This is a genomic window from Nostoc sp., assembly GCF_036918245.1.
GTDB lineage: Bacteria > Cyanobacteriota > Cyanobacteriia > Cyanobacteriales > Nostocaceae > Nostoc.
Window position 1 is genome coordinate 111,599 of record NZ_JBALEF010000101.1, and the last position, 23,956, is coordinate 135,554.

Below are 23,956 nucleotides of genomic sequence, written 5' to 3' on the forward strand. Positions count from 1 at the left end.
TCAGGTGGTTGAATTATTGACATCGCTTTGAATGCGATCGCGAAAATCTTCTATTGTCAGTTTTAAACCGTCTTGCAAAGGAATGGTAGGTTCCCAATTTAACCAAGTTTTTGCCTTTGTGATATCAGGCTGGCGACGTCGGGGATCGTCCGAAGGTAGTGCCTCGAACTTAATCTGCGCGTCTGGGTTGATCATATTTTGCACAGTTTGTGCCAATTGTAAAATCGTATATTCACCAGGATTGCCCAGGTTGACTGGACCAATGTAGTCGCTATTCATCAGTCGGATGAATCCTTCTACCAAATCAGAAACGTAGCAGAAACTACGAGTTTGCGAACCATCACCGTACACGGTTAAAGGATTACCCCGCAAGGCTTGAACTATAAAGTTGCTCACCACCCGACCATCGTTTTCTAACATTCTCGGCCCGTAGGTGTTGAATATCCGAACAACTCGAATATCAACTTTATTTTGCCTGTAGTAATCAAATGCTAGAGTCTCAGCAATTCTTTTACCTTCGTCATAGCATGAACGTATGCCAATGGGATTGACGCTACCTCTATACTCTTCAGTTTGAGGATGAACTTCTGGATCTCCGTATACTTCACTAGTGGAAGCTAAGAAAAACCTCGCTTTCACACGTTTAGCTAGCCCCAACATATTCAGTGTTCCCATCACGTTAGTTTTAACGGTTTTAACTGGGTTGTACTGGTAATGTACTGGTGAAGCAGGACAAGCTAAATGATAAATTTGATCGACTTCTAACCGAATTGGTTCGGTAATATCGTGGCGGATCAATTCAAAGTACGGATGGCCTAACCATTTCAGAATGTTGCGTTTATGACCAGTGTAAAAATTATCCAAGCATATTAATTCATGCCCAGCAGTCATTAGTCGGTCGATGAGATGGGAACCAATAAACCCAGCACCGCCCGTAACCAAAATTCTCATAGTTTCCCAGTTACTTACAAATATTTTCAGTAGCTATTGCACTTACTTTTAGATTACCCACCTGGGGTCCAAAAATACAAAACAAAAAAAAAGAACAAGGCTCAATCAAAAAATGTTATTGAACTTACCTATTTTTTCACAGTTGTAGTTTTGTTACATTTTTACCTGTTTTTTTAAGAATTCAATTAGCAAAGTAACAAAAATTGTTTAAAAATTGTTTATTGTTTAGCCGAACTTTATCAAATCTTCAAAAATATAAAGTATTTTTACGGTTATTAAGGTTTTATTAGGATACAACAAATTAGTCGAGATCAGGGTGACACTCGTGCTATAAATACATGCCAATAATATAGATGTACATTCCTACAGGCGATTCATTTATTGCCAAGATTTTTGGAAATTTGATGCCTCCAGCGGACTACGCTAACGCAGCCCAAGTCTACTTACTTCAACTGTATTCTGCCTTACATCATACAGCAGATGTAATGCTGCTAACCGTGGTAGACATAATTAAATTTGTGGTTTGAGTGCGTTGCGGTTCTCCAAGCATGATAATTGAGCAGGTGAGTTGTCTGGCTAACTGGGTTGTGACATCGCTAATGGCTAACCCTCCAGGACTGGTACGATTACGTATAAAAGGTAAAACTACTAAATCATATAATCTTGCTGCCTGCAAAATTGCTTGAGCAACATTTTCGTGAGCGATAATTTGAATTTCTGGGGCATTGGCCAAAGCCAATTTAGATACCAATAGGGAGAGATACGATCGCCTCCAAGCAATTTTACTAGAACTAGTGCGGCGATCGCACACATTCAGCACAGTAATGTGGCTCTGATTTGCCTCGGCTAGCATCTGGGCAAATTGTACAGGTTGTAATGTCGGTGCTGTTAAGTTTTCTATTGGTACTAAGATCCGCTGAATTTTTTTCGGTGATTCTACTAAACGTGTCACCGCTACTGGACAATGGGATGCCCAAAGCACACCATCAATCACATTTCCAAATAAACGCGCTCGTAACCCAGTGCGTTTACCCCAACCCATAACAACTAAATTAGCCTTTTGTTCGCGAGCCGCTCTGCTAATTCCTTGAGCAAACGCATCATCAATTCGCAGCACTGGTTCTGCGGCTACGCCCAAGGCTCGACTTTGTGTCGTGGCTTTATTCAATAACCACTCACTCCCTTGTAGAGACGCTTCTAACTGGGGCGCATCCATGTGAGCAGCAGCAGTAGCGATCGCCAAGGGTATAATTTTGCCCTGAGACTGACGCGCTAATAACGCCGCCATTTCAATCAAATACTGCTGGGTCTGAGGATTATATATAGGCACGACTATAGTAAAAGCACTATGTGTTTCTGATGCATTCTCCTCAGCTAGGGGTGGTGCTGGATCTTCATCTGGTGGGGAATTCAAACCAACAGCTATTCGACTGGTTATCAACGGCCCCAAGGTTGATGTGGCGAGCATTAAGACAATCACACTGTGTAATACTTCTAGTGGTAGCAACCCAGCCTGATATCCCACTAACGTTGCTGCTAACGTTGTACCAACCTGGGGAAGTGACAGCGACCACATCGTTAGCATTTCTTGCCATTTATAGCGGTAAACCAGTTTTGTCAACAAAGCTGCGATCAATTTACTGATAATCAAACCAACTACGATCAACAGCGTTAACTTGAGCGTGTTCAGATTGTTCACAAAGGCGGGTAGATCGATCAGTAAGCCAAGGTCAACAAAGAAAATAGGAATGAACAGCACACTACCAATAAATACCACCTTTTCTTTGACTGGGCCTTCACCCACAGCTTCATTCACCGCCAAACCCGCTAAAAAGGCACCAACAATTTTTTCTACCCCAATCAATTGAGCGCCCACAGCTGCCAGAAACACAGAAAGCAACACAAACAAAAACTTGTTTCCTTCATCGTCTCCAGACCGTTTGAAAAATTCTTTGCCTGCCCAATCAAAGCCTGTTACAACGGCCACAGAGTAAATAATTAACCAACCCGACAAGGTGAGTAGTTTAGCAAAGCTGAATACTCCAGCATGAGCTACAGCTACACAAACGGCTAATATCAGTACTGCGCCAATGTTTGTAAAAATCGTAGCTCCAATGGTGACAGTAACAGCTTCGTTGTTTACTACTCCCAAACAGCTGATTATGGGATATGCCAAAAGGGTATAGGAAGTGAATAAAGAGCCAATTAAGATTGAAGTATTCCAACCATAGCCTAAAATCAGCCCTAATAAGGTTCCCATGACTAGCGGTACACTGAAAGTCAAGCTAGCGAACCCAAAGGCACGACTTTTTCTCCGGCGGAACTGTTCTATATCAACTTCTAGCCCGGCGACAAACAGTAAATAAATTAACCCAATGTTTGATAGTAGGTTAATCATCTGTGAGTCAGACTGAAAAAGATTCCAACCTGAAGGTCCAAGTACTAGCCCTGAGAAAACCAAACCCACTAATCCTGGTAATCTGAGCCGCTCAAACATGATGGGTATAACTAAGATGACCACCAGCAAAATAGCAAAGGGAACAATTGGTTCTTTGCCAAGAACTTGGGAAGTTGGTTCCAGAACAAGAACTTGTGATATTAGTTCCATATATAGGAATTGAAGGGGCTATGGTAAAACAGCGATTACCTTGGGGGCGATCGCCCGATCAATATGAATAAATAGAGAAGCCACCTGACGAAAAATCAAAAATCTTAATTTACACTAACTAGGCAATTATTTAAGAATTAACTACCTACGGGTGGATTTGACTCAAAATGAACCGTAAGCGATCGTAGTCGTCTTTCAGTAGTACACTTAAGCTACGTCCAGCTTTAATTAGCCATTCTCGGTCAGCTTTGCGTAACTGGTATACATCTCGAATGGCAGCTGCGGTTAAAGACTCTATTGGCGCACCATTTATACACAGCAGTGTCCGTAAAAAATCTAGTTCTTCAGTAAATTTAATGATAGCTTCTGGTTCACATCGATAAACAGCTTGATGAATTTGCGGGGGACGAGGTGGAAGATACTGATATACTCTTTGGTTATAACTTTGATTTTGCGAAGATAGTTCAAATCCCACGATCGCAGCCCGGAATTCTGTGCGGAGCATGGCAAATATTTGGGGTTGTTCTTCCCGTAAGTCTTGCAAGGACAACCCTAGCGCTCTCGCCCTGTGTACGGAATCTATGGGCATAGTTGTGGCATAATACACTACAGCATAAATTTTATTGCCAGATTCTTCATCTATAGAACAGACCCAGCTACCAAAGGGTGGCATCGAGGGAAAGCTTAAATCTTCCGGCTCTAAACACTGAGCTAAAAACTCAGTACTGGTAGTTTCAATCACCTCCGCAATGTGGTTCGGATGGCGATCGCCAGTGGCAAACTGTGGTAGGGGGAGGCGCATAGTAATTTAGTCATTAATCATTGGTGAGCCAGTGCGGTCTTGGGGGTTTCCCCCATGAGCAACTGGCGAACCCGAAGGGTCATTAGTCATTAGTTTTTGCCAAATGACAAAGAACAAATGACTAATGACTAATATTATTTGGCTTTTTTACGTCCGGCAGTGGTCTCTACGAGTTCCAATTCGCTCAGGCGAAAGGTAACTAATTTATCCCAGTTACCACCTTCAAATAACACGGCTACTTTGCCATCAGTAAGTCGTTGCACGAGTCCTTCGTAGCGATAATAGGTATCTGCGGGATTTTTGACGCGAACAGTTGCTCCAGGCAGAATCATGTTTTTAGCCTCGCTTGTTTCCTTTTAATAGCTTAATACTTGTCATTAGTCATTTGTCTTTAGAGAAGTGCAAATGACTAATGACCAATGACAAATGACGAATCAATAATACTTCTGTCTTTGCCGGAAATTTGCTACCGATTCTACTATTCCCAAGGAAATGAAGTTGGTCAGCATCGCAGAACGCCCATAACTCATCCAAGGTAGGGGAATTCCTGCCACAGGCGCTAAACCTACAGTCATGCCAACGTTCACAATCACCTGAAACACAATCATCGACAAAACGCCAATAGCCAACAAGGAACCAAAGTTATCTTTGGCGGTTTGGGCAATATGCAATAGACGGAAGCAAATTAAGCAGAAGACAAACAGCACTACCAAACAACCGACAAAACCAAATTCTTCCCCCACTGCGGAGAAAATAAAGTCTGTATGCTGTTCCGGTACGAAATTCAGTTGCGTCATTGGCCCCTTGAACAGACCCCATCCCCAAATTTCACCAGCACCAATAGCAATGCGAGATTGGATTAAGTGATATCCAGCACCGAGTGGATCGTGATCGGGATTCATGAATACAGTTAGTCGGTCTTTTTGATACTCTTTCAAAACATGGTTCCAGGCGAAGACTCCTAATTCACCACCCAGTATATTAAGAGTCCACGCACCGATAGCACCTAAACCAAATCGACGCCAGGGAAGAGTTTGCCAGCCCACAATAGCCATTGCAACTGACCAAATTAGTCCTAATGGACCAAAAGATAGTTCTTTAAATAAAACTATCGGCTCTGTTAAAGGCCAAGATATACTAAACAAAATGGCGGCAACCACCGGAGAAATCATCAGAATTAACCAGCCTGGGTTAGCATTTGCCCAGTAAAGCATTCCTAAGACGATCGCACCAAATACTAGTGATGTTGCTAAATCTGGCTGTAAAAATACCAATCCCCAAGGTATAGCGGTGATTGCTAGAACGCGGAAAATACCTTCGAGGCTAGAAGCAGTGCGCCTGTGTAGCAAAGCTGCTAAGGTGACGATCATGCCGATTTTGGCAAATTCTGAGGGTTGCACGTTAAAGCCGGCGATACTAATCCACCGCTGTGCCCCTTTGGCACTAGTACCAGCAATCATCACGGCGATTAAACTGAAGTTCGTTAGCGTGTATGTTACCCAGTGCCACTGCATCAACAGTTCGTAACGGATGCGAGATAAAAACAGGGCTATAAGCACGCCGATACCCGCTACCATCCAGTGCCACCACCAGTCAGTCACTGGCTGCTTCAGTTCCGTACTGAGAATCATCAGGCCGCCAAAGATACTGACAGCAATCGGCAAACAAAAAAGTAGCCAATCTACATGCTGCCAGGGCTTAACCCAAGACTTCCAGCGAATTTTGGGGAGCGATCGTTTTAACAACATTGTGCCAGTTTAGACTTTAGCTTTAATTGTTGGGAATTGGGAATTGGGAATTAGTCAATAATCAATAGTTATTCTTCCCCAACTTCCCTAATCCCTAACACCCAGTCCCTAGTATTCCCAAGCTATAGGCCAGGAAGTAGATAGAAATTAAAATTTATAATTATGTCAGGGCAGCAACTGATACTTTACCAGCAATGGTAAGAGCTATCGCTGTTAATGCTTTTGCTGAAGCTGAATCTGGATCGCCAACGACTATTGGCACACCGCTGTCACCACCAACTCGCGTGGAAATCTCTAGCGGTACACACCCCAACAGTGGCACTCCCAATTCAGCAGCTGTTTTGGAGCCACCACCGGAACCAAAGATGTCATATTGCTTATCTGGTTGATCGGGGGGGATAAAATAGCTCATATTTTCCACGATCCCCAATACCGGAACATTCATCTGCTGGAACATCCGCAATCCCTTGCGAGAATCTAACAGAGCTACGTTTTGCGGCGTGGTGACAATTACTGCCCCTGCCATCGGCACTGCTTGGGTTAAAGTTAACTGAGCATCTCCGGTTCCCGGTGGCATATCTACAATCAGATAATCCAGTTCTCCCCATTCAACTTGATAGAGAAACTGGCGAATTACACCATTGAGCATAGGCCCCCGCCAAATTACTGGTTGATCTCGGTCAATCAAAAAGCCCATTGAAACTAATTTGACGCCGTGATTAAAAGCCGGTTCCAGGATGTCACCTGTTTCAGTAGAACGCACAGTAATTTGAGCATCAGACAAACCCAGCATGGTGGGGTCATTGGGGCCATAAATATCAGCATCTAGCAAGCCGACTTTCGCCCCAGTTTGGGCTAGAGCCACTGCTACATTCACTGCCACCGTACTTTTACCAACGCCACCTTTGCCGCTGGAAACAGCAATGATATTTTTGACTCCAGAAATGCCAGTGCGGTCGGGTAAACTTTTTTGTTGCGGAGTTTCTGCCGTCACTTCTATGCTGACATCTGTAACGCCTGGGAGTTTTTTGACAGCTTTCTGACAGTCTTCGACAATAAATTCACGTAAAGGACAGGCAGGAGTGGTTAACACTAAAGTGAAACTAACCTTACCACCGTCAATTTTTACCTTGCGAATCATATTCAGTTCTACCAGACTTTTACGGAGTTCTGGGTCTTCTACTGGTCGCAAAACTTCTAAGACAGAGCGGGAATCGAGGACATCGTACATAAAAATTCAAAATTCAAAATGAATAAATACACTTGTGGGGAACATCTTAGCTATTAACTGGATGCCTTCTTAACTAACGGTCAGCTTAGTGTTATCACTGTCACTGCCGTGATAAAACTTAGCAAATTGCATTATTACCTAATAGAATCTTAACTTTCTTTGAGGATTGGGCATTGAAAAGAAGCAGAGGGGCAGGGTGCTGCTCTTGCTGAGGGAAAACTCTTCTCCCTTGCTCCCTGCTTCCTACTCCCTTGCTTCTTCCCCAATCCTCAGTATCTAAAAATCAAAACAACTGTCATTAAGGGATTTTTTATTACCAGATACCGCTGGTAATGCCGTCTTTTCTACTGCCTCGACTAAAGATCGTGCAACGCGGTCTGCATAAGGACGGGATAAAGACCAAATCAGGGGCGATAACCAACCCCGTAGGGTTACAGAATAAGATAAACAAGTACCACAAACTGTTGACTCTACTTGGTAAGTTACCCGTTCCTCTATTCCAGGAATCGCCATCACTCGGATACTCAGCATCTCTCTGGGATTGACGCGTTCCACAAAAATTCTGATGGGAATCGGCGAAAAGCGTGTTACAGCTTGAAAAATTAATCCTGGTTTGGGTACTAATCCGTGGGGGACATTAGTACTCTTAAGTTGTGGATGCCAGGAAACATCTGTTAAGTCAACCACTTTTTGCCACAGTTCATCTACAGAAGCAGAACTAATCTCTCGATATGTCCACACCAGAGAAGCGCAAAACCGACGACGTTTACGGTGGATGAATTTGGATAACCAACCTTGCATTTTCCTAATCCTCCTCCCTAGATATTTTCTGGTAACTCTGGTATGGTATGCAACTACAATCAACTGCTAAATTAAAACTTTCTCAAAAAGGACCTAAACATAGCAAGCCTCGATTCGGTACAGACCCTAACAGCCAACATCAGCAATATGGCAAAAAAGTTCTGAGTAGACCAGTCAAATCCTTAATACCTCAAGCTTAAGACTAAAATTTAGTCTTTATACCAGAATATTCCAATTAAGAATTTCAAAAAAAACTAATTCAATATACAAGCCTATACGCATTTGAGGGAAAATAACTCTAGTGATGCCCATCAATCGTATAAATGCTTAACCCAGTAAGAAAAAAGCGGGTTGGGCAAATAGAGCTAGATTGTTGGCGCATGTTTCCCCAAATTTTAAAATGAAAAATTTGTGGCTTTCTGGAAATTGTAATTTAGGTTCGGGAATCTATGTTGACCAACTCGCAAATACCAACTCTAGCAGCAGAATCATCCAAGTCTTTGCCAGCAGCTGACGCTCAGACTAGGGTCAGTCAGTTTATGAAACAACTGCAAGACGAAATTACCGAATCATTGGCAAAACTAGATGGTGTGGCTAAGTTTAATGAAGATAGTTGGGAACGCCCAGAAGGAGGTGGAGGGCGATCGCGCGTGCTGCGAGATGGTGCAATATTTGAACAAGCAGGTGTAAACTTTTCTGAAGTTCAGGGTTCCCATTTGCCACCCTCAATTTTAACCCAACGCCCAGAAGCAGCAGGGCATGGCTTTTATGCCACAGGCACTTCAATGGTATTACACCCTCGCAATCCTTATGTGCCCACGGTTCATCTCAATTATCGCTACTTTGAAGCGGGGCCAGTGTGGTGGTTTGGTGGTGGTATTGACTTGACACCTTATTACCCCTTTGCTGAAGATGCGGCACATTTACACAAAACATTAAAACAGGCTTGCGACCAACACCACCCAGAGTATTATCCAGTGTTTAAGCAGTGGTGTGATGAATATTTCTACCTCAAGCATCGTGATGAGACAAGGGGTGTAGGTGGTCTATTTTTTGATTACCAAGATGGTCAGGGTGCTTTATATCGCGGGCCAAATCCGAATGGGGAGGCGGCTATTTATAGCAATCAGGTGGGAACACCAGCAACCCGCAATTGGGAAGATTTGTTTGGCTTTGTACAAGGCTGTGGCAGAGCATTTTTACCAGCTTACGTACCGATTGTAGAACGGCGACATGGGATCGAGTATGGCGATCGCCAACGGAATTTTCAACTCTACCGCCGGGGACGGTATGTAGAATTTAACTTGGTTTATGACCGAGGCACCATTTTTGGCTTGCAAACCAACGGACGCACAGAATCAATTCTCATGTCCCTACCACCTTTAGTACGCTGGGAATACGGCTATCAACCGGAACCCAATTCCCCCGAAGCCGAGTTGTATGAAACCTTCCTTAAACCTCAAGATTGGATCAACTGGACACCAAAATAGTGGTGAGTGCTGAGTTAGGAGTGGTGTTAGCGGTAGCGGGGCGTTCAGCCCGTGCTGAGTTAGGAGTCAGGAGTTATAAGAAAGCGATCTTTCCTTACTCCCTCATTTACCTCATCTCCCCACTCCTTACTATTTTGGTGAGTTAAACTACTAAAGTTAAGCACTTAGCCGAAAAAGGTGACAAATTTAGCTATAGCTTGTTAATCTCAAGTGACAGCATTAGAAAATTCTGTCACTGATTAATCTTAAAAGGAATGCCACGGGGAGGGCTTTAGTGATTCATATAGACCAAAAAACCTATACAACCCAAGACGGAAACACTGTTATCGTCTTGACACCATCAGGCCGTCTGGATATCACCACTGCTTGGCAATTTCGCCTGAAGTTACAAGAGTGTATTTCCAAACTCAGTCGCCATGTAGTTGTAAATCTGGCTCAGGTAAATTTTATTGATAGTTCTGGTCTTACATCTTTGGTAGCTGGAATGCGTGATGCTGATAAAGTCAAGGGCAGTTTCCGCATCTGTAATGTACATCCAGAAGCCAAACTCGTGTTTGAAGTGACGATGATGGATACTGTTTTTGAAATCTTTGAAACAGAAGAGGAAGCTTTAGAAGGTGTACCTCGTAGCATTGCTAGCTAAAAAAGAGTTAGAAGTTAAGAGTGAAGAGTTAATTCATAACTCAATAGCTCATAACTCATAACTTTATCTTATTGAATACTGATTTCGCTTGGTGTAGCGATAAGGCCCCATAATCGCCCCCCAGGTTGCTTTTCCAGTTGCGGGATCAATTCCTTTGTCGTAGCTGTGAAATTCTGTCGCTGTAGCTGCAAAACCTAAAGAAACATAGATGCTATTGCCAAGATAAGTAAAGCTACAACGAGTCTCTGGTAGTGGGGTAGCGGTAAACTTATAGCGATCGCCAGCTAGTTTCTCCTGAGTAACTGTTAGGATACAACCTGGTATTAAATCTAACTGTTCATATCTCAGTGTGTTTAGTAGAGCAGGGTTATCACCTGCACCTTTTAATGCACCTGGATCTTGAGGCATATAATATTGTACTTCCACAGTTGCGTCAGAGTCGCTGCTTTGACGCAACCGGATAATTCGCTGGCGGTAAGGTTGATCTAGGGTAATAACGTTAGCCTGTTCGGCAAATAAGGTGATGCTATCTTCTGTGAACAGATTAACTGGTCTTTGCCACAGGCACAGGTGGACATACCAAACTGGTTCTGCTATGGCTTGTTCCCGATTATCAAATTCACCAGCTAGGTACTCACCTAAAGCAATTAACTGTGGCGACAAGTTCATAATTACAATAAATAAATCATTAAGGATAATAATTTTTGGCTAGTTTTTGAGTAGAAAAGGTCTTATTTGCTGTAGTTACCAGCTTATAAAATACTTCTAATGTGTATATATTGTAAATGAAACCGTAACCTGCTAAAAGCTCAACTTGGCAAAGTAGCCTTTAAGCGAGAAAATAAAGATACGTCGCCCTTAACATTTCTTTTTTCTTTGTGAATAACGTCCGTACAGTCTCTGATACAAAGCGAACTTTCTACAATCTTCACACCCGTCCGATAAACACTATTTATCGTCGGGTAGTAGAAGAATTGATGGTGGAAATGCATCTGCTGTCAGTAAATATCGATTTTAGCTACAATTCAATTTATGCCTTGGGTGTCGTCACTACTTTTGATCGCTTTATGGAAGGCTATCAACCAGAACGAGATCAAGAATCAATTTTTAACGCCTTATGTCAGGCTATAGAACAAGATCCGCAACGCTATCGACAGGATGCCCAGAGATTGCAAGCTGTAGCTAAAGGTTTGCCAGTTAAAGATTTAATTGCATGGCTAGGCCAAACTAGTTACTTAGATAGAGATGCTGACTTGCAAGCAAACCTACAAGCGATCGCCAACAATCCTAACTTTAAATACAACCGTCTGTTCGCAATTGGTGTATTTTCGTTATTAGAACAGTCAGATCCCGAATTAGTCAAAGACGAAAAGCAACTCACTGAGGCGCTGAAAGCGATCGCTGCTGGCTTGCACCTCTCCAATGACAAACTCAATAAAGATTTGGAGTTATACCGTTCTAACCTAGACAAAATGGCGCAAGCGCTAGTGGTGATGGCAGATATACTCTCAGCCGATCGCAAAAAACGCGAGCAACGTAAACAACAATCAACTACCCCAGTTGCTCCCCCAAGTTCCAACGAATAGTTAAGAGTTAGGAGATGGGAGTTATTCAATTTTAGATTTTAGATTTTTACTTCAATCCAAAATTATAAATCTAAAATTGCCAGAGTTCAGAGTCACTAATAACTCATCACTCCTAACTCTTAGCTTTAGACGCCCAATATTTTGTAGATTAAGCTGTTAATTATAGTTAGCGTAAATGCCCCAATAACAGCACTCCAAATCCCATAACGCAAGCGAAAGCCCTCTACTAACCAAGCAGCAATACTAAAACAAACCACGGCAATCATAAATGTGAAAATTCCGGATAATAAGTCCAATGTGAGTAGATTTGGTACTGCAAAAATGAGACTTAAAATCGGTCTGACTATTGCCGTCACGATACCAAGCACTGCGGCAGAAAGAAACGCTTTACCAGGAGTATCAATTTCAACTCCCAAAGGCAACTTACTAATTAGCAACAAGCTGATAGCTGTTACGATCCAAACAATTAAAAGCGTCACGATATTCATGCCACAACCCCTGATACTAATTAGTAATTTGTAATTAGGACACACTGAAAGACGCTTGATATAAGCGCTTTTCAGTCTGTTAACCTATTTGGACATCCTTCCCCAATTTGGTATGAAATGTGGATGGTAATTGGTTATGAATTGCTCAGTCTATAGGTGGAAAAATCTTTAAAGCTCAACCAATTATTTGTAAATTAGCAGTTTTTTTTTATCTAGCCAAGATTTGTTATAGATATCTTTAGGTTTCGGAAAAGGCTTGAAGGGGGAATGGGGAGTAATCAGTGGGAGACAAGGAGAATAACCCATGCCCAATGCCCATCCCCAATTCCTCATTCCCCTATCTCATCTTTTAAGAGGAGGTTGGGTTTGTTTGGGTGCTACAGGTGCTTGAGGCGCTGGTGAGTTAGGAACCACGGGAGAAATACCAGGATTAATAGGACTGATGCGTTGCCCAGTTGGAGGCTGAGTGATGCTAGGAAAGGGTACAGAATTAGGTACTAAGGGGAATTTTGGGGTAATATTCCCTTCGGGATTGATGCCTGGAACTGGTGCAGCACCAGGATTGATTGGGAAAGAGGGGACAGTAGGCAGGTTAGGTGAGTTTATGGATGGTTGAGATGGGCCAGGAATAATTCCCAAAGAAACGCGATCGCCCCCGACTTGTCGTAGCAAGTCTAATGTCTCAATCACATCATTGTAAGTTGCGGTGCGCGAAGCATTCAGCACGACAACGGCACTGGGGTTTGCTTGCAGATACTGTTTTAAACTCTGTTTCAAATCTTCCTGTTTTACAGGCTGTTTTTCTATGTAAGTGTTGCCAACGGCATCGATAGTTACAATCAGACTTCCACCCTGTGATCTGATTCCAGAGACTGTACTGGGGCTGGCTTTAGGCAAATCAACATTTATTGCCTGTTGCCGTGTAAATTGTAAAGCTGCTAATAAAAAAAATGTCAGGATACAAAAAACGACATCAATTAAAGGGATGATTTGAATTTGGACTTCTTCAATTGGAGTATGTAGATTAACTTTCATGTCTCATTCTCAAGCCTGGTTCAGGGGTTGAATTATTGATTATTAATTAGGTGTATTTGGGGGTTCGGGAGGTTCAGAAACTCTAATCTTTCCTGGCTTGCGGGGTGGAGTGAAGTTTTCTGGCACAATTGCTGATGTCCTATTGCTAAAGTCAGGAGGAGACTGGCGATAGAGCAATTCCATCTCATTCCCTGCCTTCCGAAAAACTTTGACTTGATTGACTACAAAACTTTGAAATAGGCGGTAAAATACCAAACTAATAATGGCAACTATTAGCCCACTTGCTGTACTAATTAAGGATTCACCAATACCAGTAGTCACCCCAGCAGTAGATTCAGTTCCTAAATCGCCAAGCCGAATTGAGCGCAGAGAGTGTATTAAACCCAAAACCGTGCCCAACAATCCTAGCAACGGCGCTAGGGCAATTACGGCTTCTAAAAGTTTTTCACCCCTTCGCATCCCAGCTAATTCGTCTTCTGCCGTAGCCTCCAGTGCTAGTCGAAAGGTTTCCGCATCACTTTTGGCAAAACGTAGAGGGGCGTAGAGAAAACGCCCGACAGGCTGATGGCTTGCTTGTCTTGCGATGTCCGCAGCTACTTCCCAATTATCCTGGGCAGCATCCAGGATGCGATCGACTATTTGCTTTTCTTGAGTCAAAATTCGCAGCCAGAACCACAAACGCTCGAAAATCACACTCAAAGCCAGAATCGACAGAATTAGCAAAGGCCACATCGCTGGCCCACCCTTATAAAACAAATCTAAAATATCCACTGTTTAAGTTTCCTCCCTCCACGACTAAAGCAAATGTGTTAAGGCATTTTAATTCTAGAGATTAATGCAAAATGAGGGACTTCCAAAATATAAATTTCTCGAAAACCTAAAAAAACAGTGCAAGGATGACGTATTTGACTGAGACTGCTGTACAAACTTGCTGCTGGGTAAGCAATTGAATGATAAACCGATAATTTTTGGCATACTTTTGCTAAACTTCCTTGTAATACCAATTTGAAAATAAGAATGCAATACATAGATAAGACCCCACCCAACCCTCCCCAAGGCTTCAGGGAAGGTGCGCGTCAGTGAGGGTGGGGTGTCTGCAAAAATTTTTTGAATTGATATAACCTAAAGTTTCACCACAGGATATTTTCACGTAAAGGAGAACAAATTTTGGCAGCAGTCCGAGTCCGCCAGCATGTTAATCCACTTGGTAAAAAGTATCAAACACCAGCAAGTCCCCAAGACTTGGAAAAAATTTATGCAAAGCCAAATCAACCACTACATTTAGATATTGGCTGTGCTAAGGGGCTGTTTTTGTTGAATATGTCCAAGATAGAACCTAACTGGAATTTTCTCGGCTTGGAAATTCGGGAACTGCTGGTGGTGGAGGCGAATAAGTTACGTTCTGAATTAGGTTTAACAAACCTGCACTATTTATTTTGCAATGTGAATAACTCACTGCACTCGCTTTTATCTTCCCTGCCTCCAGGAAGTTTACAACGCGTTACTATTCAATTTCCCGATCCTTGGTTTAAAACCCGCCACGCTAAACGTCGTGTAGTCCAACCAGAACTAGTAGCAGACTTAGCTAATTATGTCGCGATTGGAGGATTGGTATTTCTGCAATCAGATATGGAATTTGTTGCTGTAGAAATGCGCGATCGCTTTGCAGCTAATTCAGCTTTTCAGAAAGTTGGTACAGAAGAATGGTTGGCTGAAAACCCCCTACCAGTCGCCACAGAACGGGAAATAGGCACACAAAAAAAAGGTGAAGCTGTTTATCGAGCTTTGTTTAAAAGGGTGAAAAGTACTGACTAGAGATGTTAGTAATATTAATTCTGTCTCACAATTCCGAATTGCAAGTTTTATTGATTAGCCTTAAGACTATTTAGTAATCTAGACTTAAGTCTTACTTGTTATCTTGTCGTTAGATATTGCCCATCATTTGGAAAAGTTTTTGGGACATAAATGTTTTATTAAAGGTTAAAATTTTAGTGAAATACTATCTAGAGAATTGGTGCAAAAATTTGTTCCTACCTAGAGGGATTGATAGATATATAAACTTGATAAATAAATAGTTTTAATTGAAAGGTTCTATTTATTATTTTGTGACATAAAAGTTTTCTTTATGTCTAGTAAAAATTTGTAAAACATAGTTAATTATTTTACTCATATCTAGAATGTAGATAGATGAGGTAATTATAGTACTTACTGATTAAGCCTATATCTAGTTATAGATTCTGAGGAAAAGCAAGATGGAAAGGAATAAAAAGAATTCAGATATTCAATTGGACATTAGCAATCTAATTGATAATGCTATTAACAATGCAATAGCACGACGGAACCCAATTGAGGATTCAGAAGATGCTTTGCTAACTCTGTCTGATGAAGAAATGGCAATGGTTACAGGTGGTTTAACAAACATTGCAGTTGCAGGTGCTTTTCCTATCAGAGAACCGATTATTTGTGGAGGATTGACTCCAATTCCCCTACCAGAGTTGATCTGATTTAAGTTAATAGTCAGTATTAAACTCTTGGACATTTAATTTGCCTATTTAGGTTGATGGAGAGCAGTCCGACCTAAAACTAGCTGTAAATCTCCATCAGCTTAAAAATACAATTCACTATAGGTTCAATTTATGGAAGACATCGCTACTGAAAAGACTACACTTTGCCCTAGTGCAAGACCAGAATGGCAGGACAGTGTTGTTTTCGGCGTCGTTGGTGGCACAGTCACAGAACCCCGCGTTGCTTATCTCAAGCAGCCACAAGCTGTCACAGATGAACTGATAGCAAAAGCTAGTCCAGTAACACCCACTGAAATTTTTCGGACGGCTGCACCCTGTGCAACTAAGGGTTGTCAACATTTTGATGGCAAAGATTGTCGTCTGGCAATGCGAGTTGTAGAAAATTTGCCAACGGTAGTAGAGGATCTACCACCTTGTTCCATACGCCGAGATTGCCGATGGTGGGAGCAAGAAGGCAAGGCAGCTTGTATGCGTTGTCCACAAGTTATTACAGATAACTACAATCCCACTGAATTATTAGTTAAAGTGGCGACACCAACTGTTGGTTAAACGAAGCTACAAAGTTTATTTAAGCAATTCAAGGAGTATATCATGTCAATAAACATTCATCAGAAACATTTTACAAGTCAAATTGAAATTAGGAACTTGATTGAAGAAGCTGTTGTGAATGCATCTGCGAGACGAAACCAAGCTTTAGAGCAAGACTCGCTGTCAGAATTGTCTGAAGATGACGAGAAAGGCATTATGGGTGGGCAAAGAATTGTGATCGGCGGCTTGGGTTTGGACTTAGTGATCGAGTTTTGATTAGCCTTGCAGAATCCAAGATAAACAGCTTGTGGTACTAATTAAACTACCACAGTTTTCTCTATATCAAAATTTGTTGATACATTTAAAACTTATGACATTTCTCTTAAACTCTCATAATGTTGTCGATTATTTAGTTGAACAGGGGTTATGTAATCAGTCAGAACAACCACCAATTAAGGTAGAACCCGTTGTAGCTAAAAACTTTAATTTATTAGTTACTTTACCAGGCGATCGCAAGCTTCTTGTTAAACAAGAACGACACAATCAAGAAGGGAAAGCGGCTGGTGAATTTTTAAGTGAGTGGCGAATTCAAGAGTTTTTACAAAGATTTCCAAACCTTGACAACTACCGCTCATTTTTACCAGAGGTACTGCATTTTGATGCCGATAATTCGATTATTGTCTTTAGATATTTGGATGATTATCGGGATTTAATGGATTTCTACACCAAGGAAAATAGCTTTCCTACAGAAATCGCTAGGGCAATTGGTAATATTTTAGGGACTATCCATCGTGATACTTACAACCGCCAAGAATATCAGGAATTCTTTTCTAAAAATTCAGATAATTTAATGGCTGATCAAGTATCACATTTAGTTCGGAGATTGGAACGGGTTGAACCAGAAATTTTTGGTCTAGTTCCTGGGGATGGGTTAAAGTTTTTTGCTCTATATCAACGTTATGATAGCTTGGGGCAGGCGATCGCCCAATTGGGTAATGCTGTAACCCCCTCTTGTCTCACACACAATGATTTGAAACTAAATAATATTCTCCTGTACAAAGATTGGCAGGATTCCAGTAATAATATTGTCCGGCTAATTGATTGGGAACGCTCGACTTGGGGAGATCCAGCTTTTGATTTGGGAACACTTCTTGGCAGCTATGTACAAATCTGGCTCGGTAGCTTGGTTATCAGTAATTCTTTGAGTATTGAAGAGTCTCTACGCTTGGCAATAACACCTTTAGAACTACTTCAGCCTTCAATTGCTACATTAACCCAAGCTTATTTAAACACTTTTCCAGAAATTCTAGAACACCGCCCTGATTTCTTGCAGCGGGTGGTGCAATTTACCGGTTTTGCTTTGATTCAACAGATTCAGGCGATGATTCAATATCAAAAATCTTTTGGCAATATGGGGATTGCTATGCTTCAGGTTGCTAAGACGTTATTAAGTCGTCCTGTACAATCGATGCCAACAATTTTTGGTGCTGCTGTTGAATTAACTCACCTGAGTAGTTCTGCTGTTTAAATCATTTTGTTATTACTAAAGTAGTTATGCAATTATTAAGTTCTCCTCAAACTCAGCTAGAGACTGGTTTAACTGGGCAATTACTGGATGTTCTGCAAGATATTGTTCGGAAAATTGAGATAAAATCTGATTTCTCCATCCATCATCCAGATTACAAACCTTTGGAATTACCATCTGAGGCAGTTGAACGTTTTCAGAAGATGCCAACCCAGATGCAACAGAAATATCTCAGTCTGCAATTGCGGAGTTTTCTTTACGGTATCTATTACAACGGTTCTATGCAAAGTACGTTGGCACTAGATGGGGAGGGAAATGGTTTGCCCCTAGATTTGGAGAATAATACTCTTTTAGGGGTAGATGTGGGGTTTTATAAGCGATTGCATGAAAGTAATTTTGGAGAGGGCTATTTTGACGATGGTTGGTCTGTTTTAAGAGAAGAACGTGATGGCAGTTTAGCCGTGACTAAAGGCGGTTTGAGACTGCATATTGAACGGAATAAGCATCTTCAAGCTGTTGAACAAGCGGCTGTAGTAGGTGATTCTGTGGCTATTCGGATGCCTAAGAATCGAGTACAAAATGGCTTTTACATGGCCATTGGCAATGCAGGCTTCAGTCGTATTGAAGATGTGAAAATTCAGCCTGTAACTGTACGAATTTATATCAATGTAACTCCTGAAGGTTCTGTGGCGGTGATGGGGAGTTTAACACAAGCACTGAATGAGTTAGCAATTCCTTTCAGTTTCAAGGTTTTGTATAACCCCAAGGAATACAAACGCTACGATTCAGGGGTGCTTTACTTTGACAAGAGAGACTATGAAGTTGTTAAGCAAGTTTTAAAAACTGTTTATCAAGAACACCAATTGCATTTTAAGTCAGAAATTCCTTTATTTACCAAACAACTAGCATTAGGGTTGGGGTTGGCAGAAGAACCAGACCAAAAATTTGCTGTTCAAGAAAGTTTTGGTATGAATCGCTGTCAGATTGTAGCAAATGGGTTGTTAACAGCTTGGTATCAAGAAGATAACTCAACTGAAGGGCGAATACAGGCTATCCGTGAACAATTTTCTTCTTTGGGAATCGAATTGCAGCGTTCGTATCTTAATGCCAACTCTGAAGATATTTATACAATGCTAGATTTCTAAAATTTTCATTCCAAAGGAGACTCAAAAAATGCTGAAAAAGTTGTTGATAGCTGCTACAGGAGCAGCATTTATTACTCTTGGAGTTGGAGAAGCTTCATATGCAGCAAGCTTAAGTGTCATAGCCAGTGGTCTTGATGGCCCACGGGGGCTGACCTTTGCTCCTGACGGATCTCTCTACGTTACGGAGGCGGGTACAGGAGGTACAGGAGCCTGCATTCCAGCACCTGGAGGCAGCGGATTAACAATGTGTTATGGCACGACTGGTGCTGTGACACGGATTCAGAATGGCACACAAGAGCGTGTGGTTACAGGTCTACCATCTCTAGCAATATCTATTCCACAATTACCTGTTAGTTTTGATGCCACTGGCCCTCATGATATACAATTTGATTCAGCTGGCAAGGCTTATGTGGTTGTTGGTTTAGGTTCAACTCCAGAGCAACGCGATAATGTTCTGAAAATTCCTGACTTTGGACAACTCATTAAAATTGATCAGCTTAACGGTGGGTCTTCGTGGACAAGGCTGGCTGACCTAGCAGCTTATGAGGGCTTATACAATCCTGACAATACAGGTTCAAATTTATATAATCCCGATCAAAATAGCATTGATAGCAACCCCTATTCTTTCCTGATTAAAGGAGACACTGCTTATATAGTTGATGCAGCCGCAAACGACCTTTTCAAAGTTAAAACTGATGGGAGTAATTTGGCGGCGGTGTCTGTGTTTCCTGAGCGGGCTGTGACCGACCCAGCTACAGGTGAAACTATTGGAATGCAATCAGTACCTACTGCGATCGCAACTGGCCCTGATGATGCTTTATATGTAGGAGAATACACGGGGTATCCTAATCCAGATAATGCAGCGCGGATCTTTAAAATTGGCCCCAATAATCAGCCAGTAGTTTACGCTGATGGTTTCACACAAATAGCTGATCTTGCTTTCGATAATCAGGGTGGGCTATATGTCTTAGAATTTGCCTCTATTTCATTAAACTCTCCAGATGCTATTCCTTCTGGTGCTTTGATCTATGTAGCTCCTGATGGTACTCGTAAAACTATCGCCAGTGATGGGTTATTGTTCCCTACTGCTTTAGCACTTGGTTCTGACGGAGACATCTATGTTTCAAACAAAGGTTATCTTTCAGGACAAGGTGAGGTTATTCGTATTTCCGTCCCTGAACCTAGTTATACAGCAAGTATGTTAGCTTTTGGTATTTTCATTACAGGTTCGCGCTTGTTACGTAAACAAAAATCAAGCAGTAATCTCAAAAGCTGTATTGAGTGATTGTTATAAACATCCTTTGACACAAACAAATTTAGTTATTTTGACAGAAGTGCCAAATTGCTTATTGTTTGGAAGCATCAGTTTAGGCTAACAGCAAATCCCCCAATCAAGTTGAGGGATTTTTTGTATTGTTTAATAAGGTCAAAAATGAAATAATTATGTCCTTCCAAAATAATTTGCTCTAATTGCTATAAAACTTTTTTAAATGAAAATATGCAATTTAGGGATTAGCAGATATATAAACTAATCCTTACCAAAACCCAATCTAACAATACCAATAAAAATATTAAATCTAAAATTAACACCAAAAATATAATTAGAATAATAAGTTTAGTTTTCCTATTGTAAAGTAGCTGAAATTCGCAGTGAACCCTGAACTTTATTCAATGATTTTTTTGTATTTCTATTATTAGAGCAATACTGAAACAATTGTGTCCTCAAAAAGCAACTATATCTAGTTGTTATAACAACTTTTAAATGCAAACATATAATTACAGGAATTGGGTAAACATAACCTAATACTTGCTTGAACACAATAATAGAATATCTCAAAGGAGATAAACCAATGGCTACAATCAAAATTGATAATCTATCCGTCACTGGAAGCCAATTTTTTTCTGATTCCGAAAGCTATTTGGATCAGTTGACAGAATTGTCAGAAAACGATGCTCTCAGCATTAAAGGCGGGACATTGCCTACTCCTACTATTCTGATTATACTTGCAACTCCAGCTTTAATAGGTTAAAGGAAGATACAAACTAGGCTAGCAAACCCCTCAACTAGGCTGAGGGGTTTTTAATGACACTAAAAGAGGGAATTCAAGCAGTCAAGCTGACCTTTGACATCAACTTGTAAATCAATCTGTCTAACTACATAACTCAAAATCTTTCACAAATTTAACTGTCTCAATTTGTTGTTTAATCCACTCATCAAACAAATCAGCGATAATTTGCTGATGCAGTTTGTTATCCAATTCTGGCTGGATAATCTCCTCCACAAAAATTAGATGTAATCCCTTAGAAGTCACTATTGGTTTGAGAACTTGAGGCGGTGTAACAGCAAAGACAGCAGCAGAAATCTCCGGCTTTAAATCTTGGCGGCGTACTATCCCCAAATATCCCCCTTTTCGGCGTAGCCCAGTATCCTGGATATATTTATGAGCAACATCATAGAAACTCATCTCACCTTCCTTAACAGCATAGAAAAGTTCTATTGCCAAGTCTTCATCATCCAATACAATCTCATACATCACCACACCAGCGTAGTCTAGCTGATGTTCTAAGAAGTATAGTTCGATTTTATCTGTAAACAAATGTTGACTTAACTTTCCGAAAACGACACCACTGTAAACAATTTCTTCAAAATCATCTAAAGACAAACTATGTTTTTCCAGCCAAGTCCATGTCTCTTCAGCACTGGTAAGTTTATTCATTAAGCGGAATAAGTCTGCTGCTTTTTGTAATTCTTCTGTCTCTACTTTTATGCCAGCTTCTTCAGCAGCAGATGTAATCACTTTGCGGTTAACAATCTGCTCAATTATCTCAGGAATTTTGCAGGATAGCTTGACTTGCTGAAGAATATCTTCATTGGTAATGCTAATAGATTGTGACATGATGTTGCTCTTAAATTAGTTAAGTGGACTTAAAAGTGACATACTAACCTTTGCGCTTTGCCTTCAAAGTAAATGGGTTAGTAGCTGAAGTCTAGAAATACATAGGTATAGTGAAACTTTTACAATTTCACCCCACCCTGCTGCAATTTATTAAACGGATCTAGTAGAAAATCAATAATCCGACGCTGGCGCACAATTACCTCAGCTGTCGCCGTATCCCCAGGATGCAAGGTAATACACTTATTAGCCGAGGGAATACAATTTTCTTTTAGGGCAATTTCTAAGTCATAAGCTGCTACCTTCCCATTAGGTGTATCCACCTCTATGGTAGTAGGAGAAATCTCTAACAATTCTCCTTCCAGCACGCCATAATCCTGAAACGGATAAGCATCAAACTTTAACTTGACTGGCAATCCTTTTCGCAAAGAACCACTCTCAGTTGTCGCCATTTGCGCCCGAATTATTAAAGGTGAACCTTGGGGTGCAATCTCCGCAATCATTGCTCCAGGTTGCACCACAGACCCAGCCCGTTGTATCGGTAACTGAAACACTCTACCATTCACGGTGGCTCTTAACTCTCGTTGTCCTAACTGAAATTTTAACGAGACAATCTGACTCTTACTTTGAGCAATTTCTGCCTGAAGCGTAGTAATTTCTGTCTCCAAATCCTTCTGTTGTTCGTCGATTTTTAGCAAAGCTAACTTACTGGAACGAGTTAAGGTCTGATAACTTCTTTCCTGTTCTTTCAGTCGCAATTGTGCCTGCTCAATATCTGCATTTGCTTGCCGAATAGTCCGCTCATAACTACTCTGTTGTTCTACCAAACGTAGTTTAGCCTGCTGAATATCTGACTTATTTTGTTCGTATAACTGTTGCTTGTCTTTAGCTATATCTTGCTTGTCCACAACATTAATTTCTGGAACAACCCCTGACTGCCAAAGACTACGATAGCGTTCAACTTCCCGCTCGGTACTCGCTAAACTACTATTTACTAACTTATTAGCTGTTTGACTATGCTCAAGAGTTTGCCGTGCCTGATTGACTTGAGCTAATTTTTCGTCTTTTTGTAAATCATAAGAATTCCTCAGAGCATTCATATTCTGTCGCGCTTGATCAATTTGAGCTTGCTTTTCTAACTGTTGAGATTGATTCTGTTGCTGTTGAGTTGTCAAAGATACAACTAACTGACTTTTAGATGAATTTAACTGAGAAAATCTATTTAATTGTCCCTCCAATTTATCCTGTACCTGCCGCAATTCCGCTTTAACTAATTCCGATTCCAACACCAACAAAGTCTGCCCAACTTTAACTGAATCACCTTCCTTTACCCGAATTTCGGCAACAGTACCTGCCACAGCAGCATCTAGCCTAACTGTCTTTCCCTTTGGCTCCAGTCGCCCTGTTGCTGTACCCGTTTCATCCACCTTAGACAGCATCGCCCAAGGTAAAATGATCGACACAAACACCACCAAAAAATACAGCAATCCCCTTGTCCAAACCTGGGGCAAGCTATCAAGTAAATCCTTGGTCGCGTCAGCCCAATCATCAGTTGATCTAACTGGTGTTTGCTCTCTTAAAATTTCCTTGTGCTGTTCTACCTGATAGATTTGGGTTTCAACCCTTCCATTTAATGTGTTTGGCATGATTTTTCCTGATATCAATTTTGGATTTTGGATTTTGGGAGTGGGGACAATACAGTTCGGTTAATATGTTTGGCTCTCGGAGATCCCCCCCAACCCCCCTTAAAAAAGCTACCGTGTACACACAAGTCGAATTTCTTCTTAAATCCCAAAGATTACCTACTTAATCGCAGTGATGGTTAGGGTGGGGTAAAACTAAAGCTAAAACCTTAGTAAATCAGGTTTGGGGTGAGGTTTTGAGAATTTATGCAATAAATATATTGATTTCGGATGGTCGTTTATTAAATTCGGGTGGTCATTTATTGAATTCGGG

At 41.2% G+C, this 23,956-nt stretch carries 24 protein-coding genes; 11 read left to right on the plus strand and 13 right to left on the minus strand.

The features are described from left to right. The 7 genes from V7L12_RS29375 to V7L12_RS29405 form a co-directional block, all read right to left on the minus strand. Positions 1-951 carry a UDP-glucuronic acid decarboxylase family protein gene (locus V7L12_RS29375; protein ID WP_334923219.1) on the minus strand — a complete coding sequence of 317 codons (951 nt, stop codon included), beginning with the start codon at positions 949-951 and terminating at the stop codon, positions 1-3. A gap of 469 nt (positions 952-1,420) precedes the next feature. Further along, positions 1,421-3,559 (minus strand): cation:proton antiporter domain-containing protein, encoded by a 2,139-nt coding sequence (locus V7L12_RS29380; RefSeq protein ID WP_335089762.1) that lies wholly within the window; start codon positions 3,557-3,559, stop codon positions 1,421-1,423. 145 nt (positions 3,560-3,704) lie between these two features. Beyond that, on the minus strand, positions 3,705-4,361 hold the full coding sequence (locus V7L12_RS29385) for an HAS-barrel domain-containing protein (RefSeq protein ID WP_335089764.1): 657 nt from the start codon (positions 4,359-4,361) through the stop codon (positions 3,705-3,707). Between the two features lie 134 nt (positions 4,362-4,495). Beyond that, positions 4,496-4,693, minus strand: a complete 198-nt coding sequence (locus tag V7L12_RS29390; protein ID WP_100898602.1) for an NAD(P)H dehydrogenase subunit NdhS — start codon at positions 4,691-4,693, stop codon at positions 4,496-4,498. A 102-nt stretch (positions 4,694-4,795) separates the two neighbouring features. Continuing rightward, a complete protein-coding gene (gene rodA, locus V7L12_RS29395) occupies positions 4,796-6,109 on the minus strand; it encodes a rod shape-determining protein RodA (RefSeq protein WP_335089766.1) in 1,314 nt (437 codons plus the stop codon). Between the two features lie 160 nt (positions 6,110-6,269). After that, entirely contained in the window at positions 6,270-7,340 is a 1,071-nt protein-coding gene (locus tag V7L12_RS29400; protein WP_335089768.1) for an Mrp/NBP35 family ATP-binding protein, read from the minus strand. A gap of 276 nt (positions 7,341-7,616) precedes the next feature. Beyond that, on the minus strand, positions 7,617-8,141 hold the full coding sequence (locus tag V7L12_RS29405) for an SRPBCC family protein (protein ID WP_322673260.1): 525 nt from the start codon (positions 8,139-8,141) through the stop codon (positions 7,617-7,619). Positions 8,142-8,590: 449 nt separating this feature from the next. Here V7L12_RS29405 and hemF point away from each other — a divergent pair, with 449 nt between their 5' ends. Both hemF and V7L12_RS29415 read left to right on the plus strand, forming a co-directional pair. Next, positions 8,591-9,631 carry an oxygen-dependent coproporphyrinogen oxidase gene (hemF, locus tag V7L12_RS29410; protein WP_335089770.1) on the plus strand — a complete coding sequence of 347 codons (1,041 nt, stop codon included), beginning with the start codon at positions 8,591-8,593 and terminating at the stop codon, positions 9,629-9,631. 274 nt (positions 9,632-9,905) lie between these two features. Further along, positions 9,906-10,274 (plus strand): STAS domain-containing protein, encoded by a 369-nt coding sequence (locus V7L12_RS29415; RefSeq protein WP_094351701.1) that lies wholly within the window; start codon positions 9,906-9,908, stop codon positions 10,272-10,274. A 63-nt stretch (positions 10,275-10,337) separates the two neighbouring features. Here V7L12_RS29415 and V7L12_RS29420 read toward each other — a convergent pair whose 3' ends face one another. Next, positions 10,338-10,943 (minus strand): chromophore lyase CpcT/CpeT, encoded by a 606-nt coding sequence (locus V7L12_RS29420; RefSeq protein ID WP_335089772.1) that lies wholly within the window; start codon positions 10,941-10,943, stop codon positions 10,338-10,340. 209 nt (positions 10,944-11,152) lie between these two features. Here V7L12_RS29420 and psb29 point away from each other — a divergent pair, with 209 nt between their 5' ends. Further along, the gene (gene psb29 / locus V7L12_RS29425) at positions 11,153-11,860 is read left to right on the plus strand and encodes a photosystem II biogenesis protein Psp29 (RefSeq protein WP_335089774.1); all 708 of its coding nucleotides are present in this window, start codon (positions 11,153-11,155) and stop codon (positions 11,858-11,860) included. 125 nt (positions 11,861-11,985) lie between these two features. Here the strand turns inward: psb29 and V7L12_RS29430 are convergent, their stop codons facing one another. The 3 genes from V7L12_RS29430 to V7L12_RS29440 form a co-directional block, all read right to left on the minus strand. Beyond that, the gene (locus V7L12_RS29430; protein ID WP_335089777.1) at positions 11,986-12,348 is read right to left on the minus strand and encodes a phage holin family protein; all 363 of its coding nucleotides are present in this window, start codon (positions 12,346-12,348) and stop codon (positions 11,986-11,988) included. Between the two features lie 342 nt (positions 12,349-12,690). Further along, complete coding sequence (locus V7L12_RS29435; RefSeq protein ID WP_335089779.1) at positions 12,691-13,383, minus strand: ExbD/TolR family protein; 693 nt, start codon at positions 13,381-13,383, stop codon at positions 12,691-12,693. A gap of 42 nt (positions 13,384-13,425) precedes the next feature. Beyond that, positions 13,426-14,154: a MotA/TolQ/ExbB proton channel family protein gene (locus V7L12_RS29440; protein WP_335089781.1), complete on the minus strand. Its 729-nt coding sequence runs from the start codon at positions 14,152-14,154 to the stop codon at positions 13,426-13,428. Positions 14,155-14,550: 396 nt separating this feature from the next. On the opposite strand from V7L12_RS29440, the gene trmB reads away from it, so the two are divergent. The 8 genes from trmB (at position 14,551) to V7L12_RS29480 (ending at position 21,136) form a co-directional block, all read left to right on the plus strand. After that, positions 14,551-15,198, plus strand: a complete 648-nt coding sequence (gene trmB, locus V7L12_RS29445; protein ID WP_335089783.1) for a tRNA (guanosine(46)-N7)-methyltransferase TrmB — start codon at positions 14,551-14,553, stop codon at positions 15,196-15,198. Positions 15,199-15,635: 437 nt separating this feature from the next. After that, positions 15,636-15,887, plus strand: a complete 252-nt coding sequence (locus tag V7L12_RS29450) for a hypothetical protein (protein WP_335089785.1) — start codon at positions 15,636-15,638, stop codon at positions 15,885-15,887. Between the two features lie 132 nt (positions 15,888-16,019). Continuing rightward, the gene (locus tag V7L12_RS29455) at positions 16,020-16,457 is read left to right on the plus strand and encodes a nitrogen fixation protein (RefSeq protein WP_335089786.1); all 438 of its coding nucleotides are present in this window, start codon (positions 16,020-16,022) and stop codon (positions 16,455-16,457) included. A 42-nt stretch (positions 16,458-16,499) separates the two neighbouring features. After that, complete coding sequence (locus tag V7L12_RS29460) at positions 16,500-16,712, plus strand: hypothetical protein (RefSeq protein ID WP_335089788.1); 213 nt, start codon at positions 16,500-16,502, stop codon at positions 16,710-16,712. Positions 16,713-16,806: 94 nt separating this feature from the next. Next, a complete protein-coding gene (locus tag V7L12_RS29465) occupies positions 16,807-17,964 on the plus strand; it encodes a phosphotransferase family protein (protein WP_335089790.1) in 1,158 nt (385 codons plus the stop codon). A gap of 26 nt (positions 17,965-17,990) precedes the next feature. Next, positions 17,991-19,106: a T3SS effector HopA1 family protein gene (locus V7L12_RS29470; RefSeq protein WP_335089792.1), complete on the plus strand. Its 1,116-nt coding sequence runs from the start codon at positions 17,991-17,993 to the stop codon at positions 19,104-19,106. Between the two features lie 28 nt (positions 19,107-19,134). After that, positions 19,135-20,391 carry a ScyD/ScyE family protein gene (locus V7L12_RS29475; RefSeq protein WP_335089793.1) on the plus strand — a complete coding sequence of 419 codons (1,257 nt, stop codon included), beginning with the start codon at positions 19,135-19,137 and terminating at the stop codon, positions 20,389-20,391. Between the two features lie 565 nt (positions 20,392-20,956). Then, positions 20,957-21,136: a hypothetical protein gene (locus tag V7L12_RS29480; RefSeq protein WP_335089795.1), complete on the plus strand. Its 180-nt coding sequence runs from the start codon at positions 20,957-20,959 to the stop codon at positions 21,134-21,136. A 120-nt stretch (positions 21,137-21,256) separates the two neighbouring features. On the opposite strand, the gene V7L12_RS29485 is transcribed toward V7L12_RS29480, so the two are convergent. Next, positions 21,257-22,003, minus strand: a complete 747-nt coding sequence (locus tag V7L12_RS29485; protein WP_335089797.1) for a peptidylprolyl isomerase — start codon at positions 22,001-22,003, stop codon at positions 21,257-21,259. Positions 22,004-22,122: 119 nt separating this feature from the next. Further along, the gene (locus V7L12_RS29490) at positions 22,123-23,646 is read right to left on the minus strand and encodes an HlyD family efflux transporter periplasmic adaptor subunit (RefSeq protein WP_335089800.1); all 1,524 of its coding nucleotides are present in this window, start codon (positions 23,644-23,646) and stop codon (positions 22,123-22,125) included. Between the last annotated feature and the right edge of the window lie 310 nt (positions 23,647-23,956).

Coding starts and splice junctions, on each gene's coding strand:
- V7L12_RS29375 (WP_334923219.1), bottom strand. CDS start 951: ATGAGAATTTTGGTTACGGGCGGTGCTGGGTTTATTGGTTCCCATCTC.
- V7L12_RS29380 (WP_335089762.1), bottom strand. CDS start 3,559: ATGGAACTAATATCACAAGTTCTTGTTCTGGAACCAACTTCCCAAGTT.
- V7L12_RS29385 (WP_335089764.1), bottom strand. CDS start 4,361: ATGCGCCTCCCCCTACCACAGTTTGCCACTGGCGATCGCCATCCGAAC.
- V7L12_RS29390 (WP_100898602.1), bottom strand. CDS start 4,693: ATGATTCTGCCTGGAGCAACTGTTCGCGTCAAAAATCCCGCAGATACC.
- rodA (WP_335089766.1), bottom strand. CDS start 6,109: ATGTTGTTAAAACGATCGCTCCCCAAAATTCGCTGGAAGTCTTGGGTT.
- V7L12_RS29400 (WP_335089768.1), bottom strand. CDS start 7,340: ATGTACGATGTCCTCGATTCCCGCTCTGTCTTAGAAGTTTTGCGACCA.
- V7L12_RS29405 (WP_322673260.1), bottom strand. CDS start 8,141: ATGCAAGGTTGGTTATCCAAATTCATCCACCGTAAACGTCGTCGGTTT.
- hemF (WP_335089770.1), top strand. CDS start 8,591: ATGTTGACCAACTCGCAAATACCAACTCTAGCAGCAGAATCATCCAAG.
- V7L12_RS29420 (WP_335089772.1), bottom strand. CDS start 10,943: ATGAACTTGTCGCCACAGTTAATTGCTTTAGGTGAGTACCTAGCTGGT.
- V7L12_RS29430 (WP_335089777.1), bottom strand. CDS start 12,348: ATGAATATCGTGACGCTTTTAATTGTTTGGATCGTAACAGCTATCAGC.
- V7L12_RS29435 (WP_335089779.1), bottom strand. CDS start 13,383: ATGAAAGTTAATCTACATACTCCAATTGAAGAAGTCCAAATTCAAATC.
- V7L12_RS29450 (WP_335089785.1), top strand. CDS start 15,636: ATGGAAAGGAATAAAAAGAATTCAGATATTCAATTGGACATTAGCAAT.
- V7L12_RS29455 (WP_335089786.1), top strand. CDS start 16,020: ATGGAAGACATCGCTACTGAAAAGACTACACTTTGCCCTAGTGCAAGA.
- V7L12_RS29460 (WP_335089788.1), top strand. CDS start 16,500: ATGTCAATAAACATTCATCAGAAACATTTTACAAGTCAAATTGAAATT.
- V7L12_RS29465 (WP_335089790.1), top strand. CDS start 16,807: ATGACATTTCTCTTAAACTCTCATAATGTTGTCGATTATTTAGTTGAA.
- V7L12_RS29470 (WP_335089792.1), top strand. CDS start 17,991: ATGCAATTATTAAGTTCTCCTCAAACTCAGCTAGAGACTGGTTTAACT.
- V7L12_RS29475 (WP_335089793.1), top strand. CDS start 19,135: ATGCTGAAAAAGTTGTTGATAGCTGCTACAGGAGCAGCATTTATTACT.
- V7L12_RS29480 (WP_335089795.1), top strand. CDS start 20,957: ATGGCTACAATCAAAATTGATAATCTATCCGTCACTGGAAGCCAATTT.
- V7L12_RS29485 (WP_335089797.1), bottom strand. CDS start 22,003: ATGTCACAATCTATTAGCATTACCAATGAAGATATTCTTCAGCAAGTC.
- V7L12_RS29490 (WP_335089800.1), bottom strand. CDS start 23,646: ATGCCAAACACATTAAATGGAAGGGTTGAAACCCAAATCTATCAGGTA.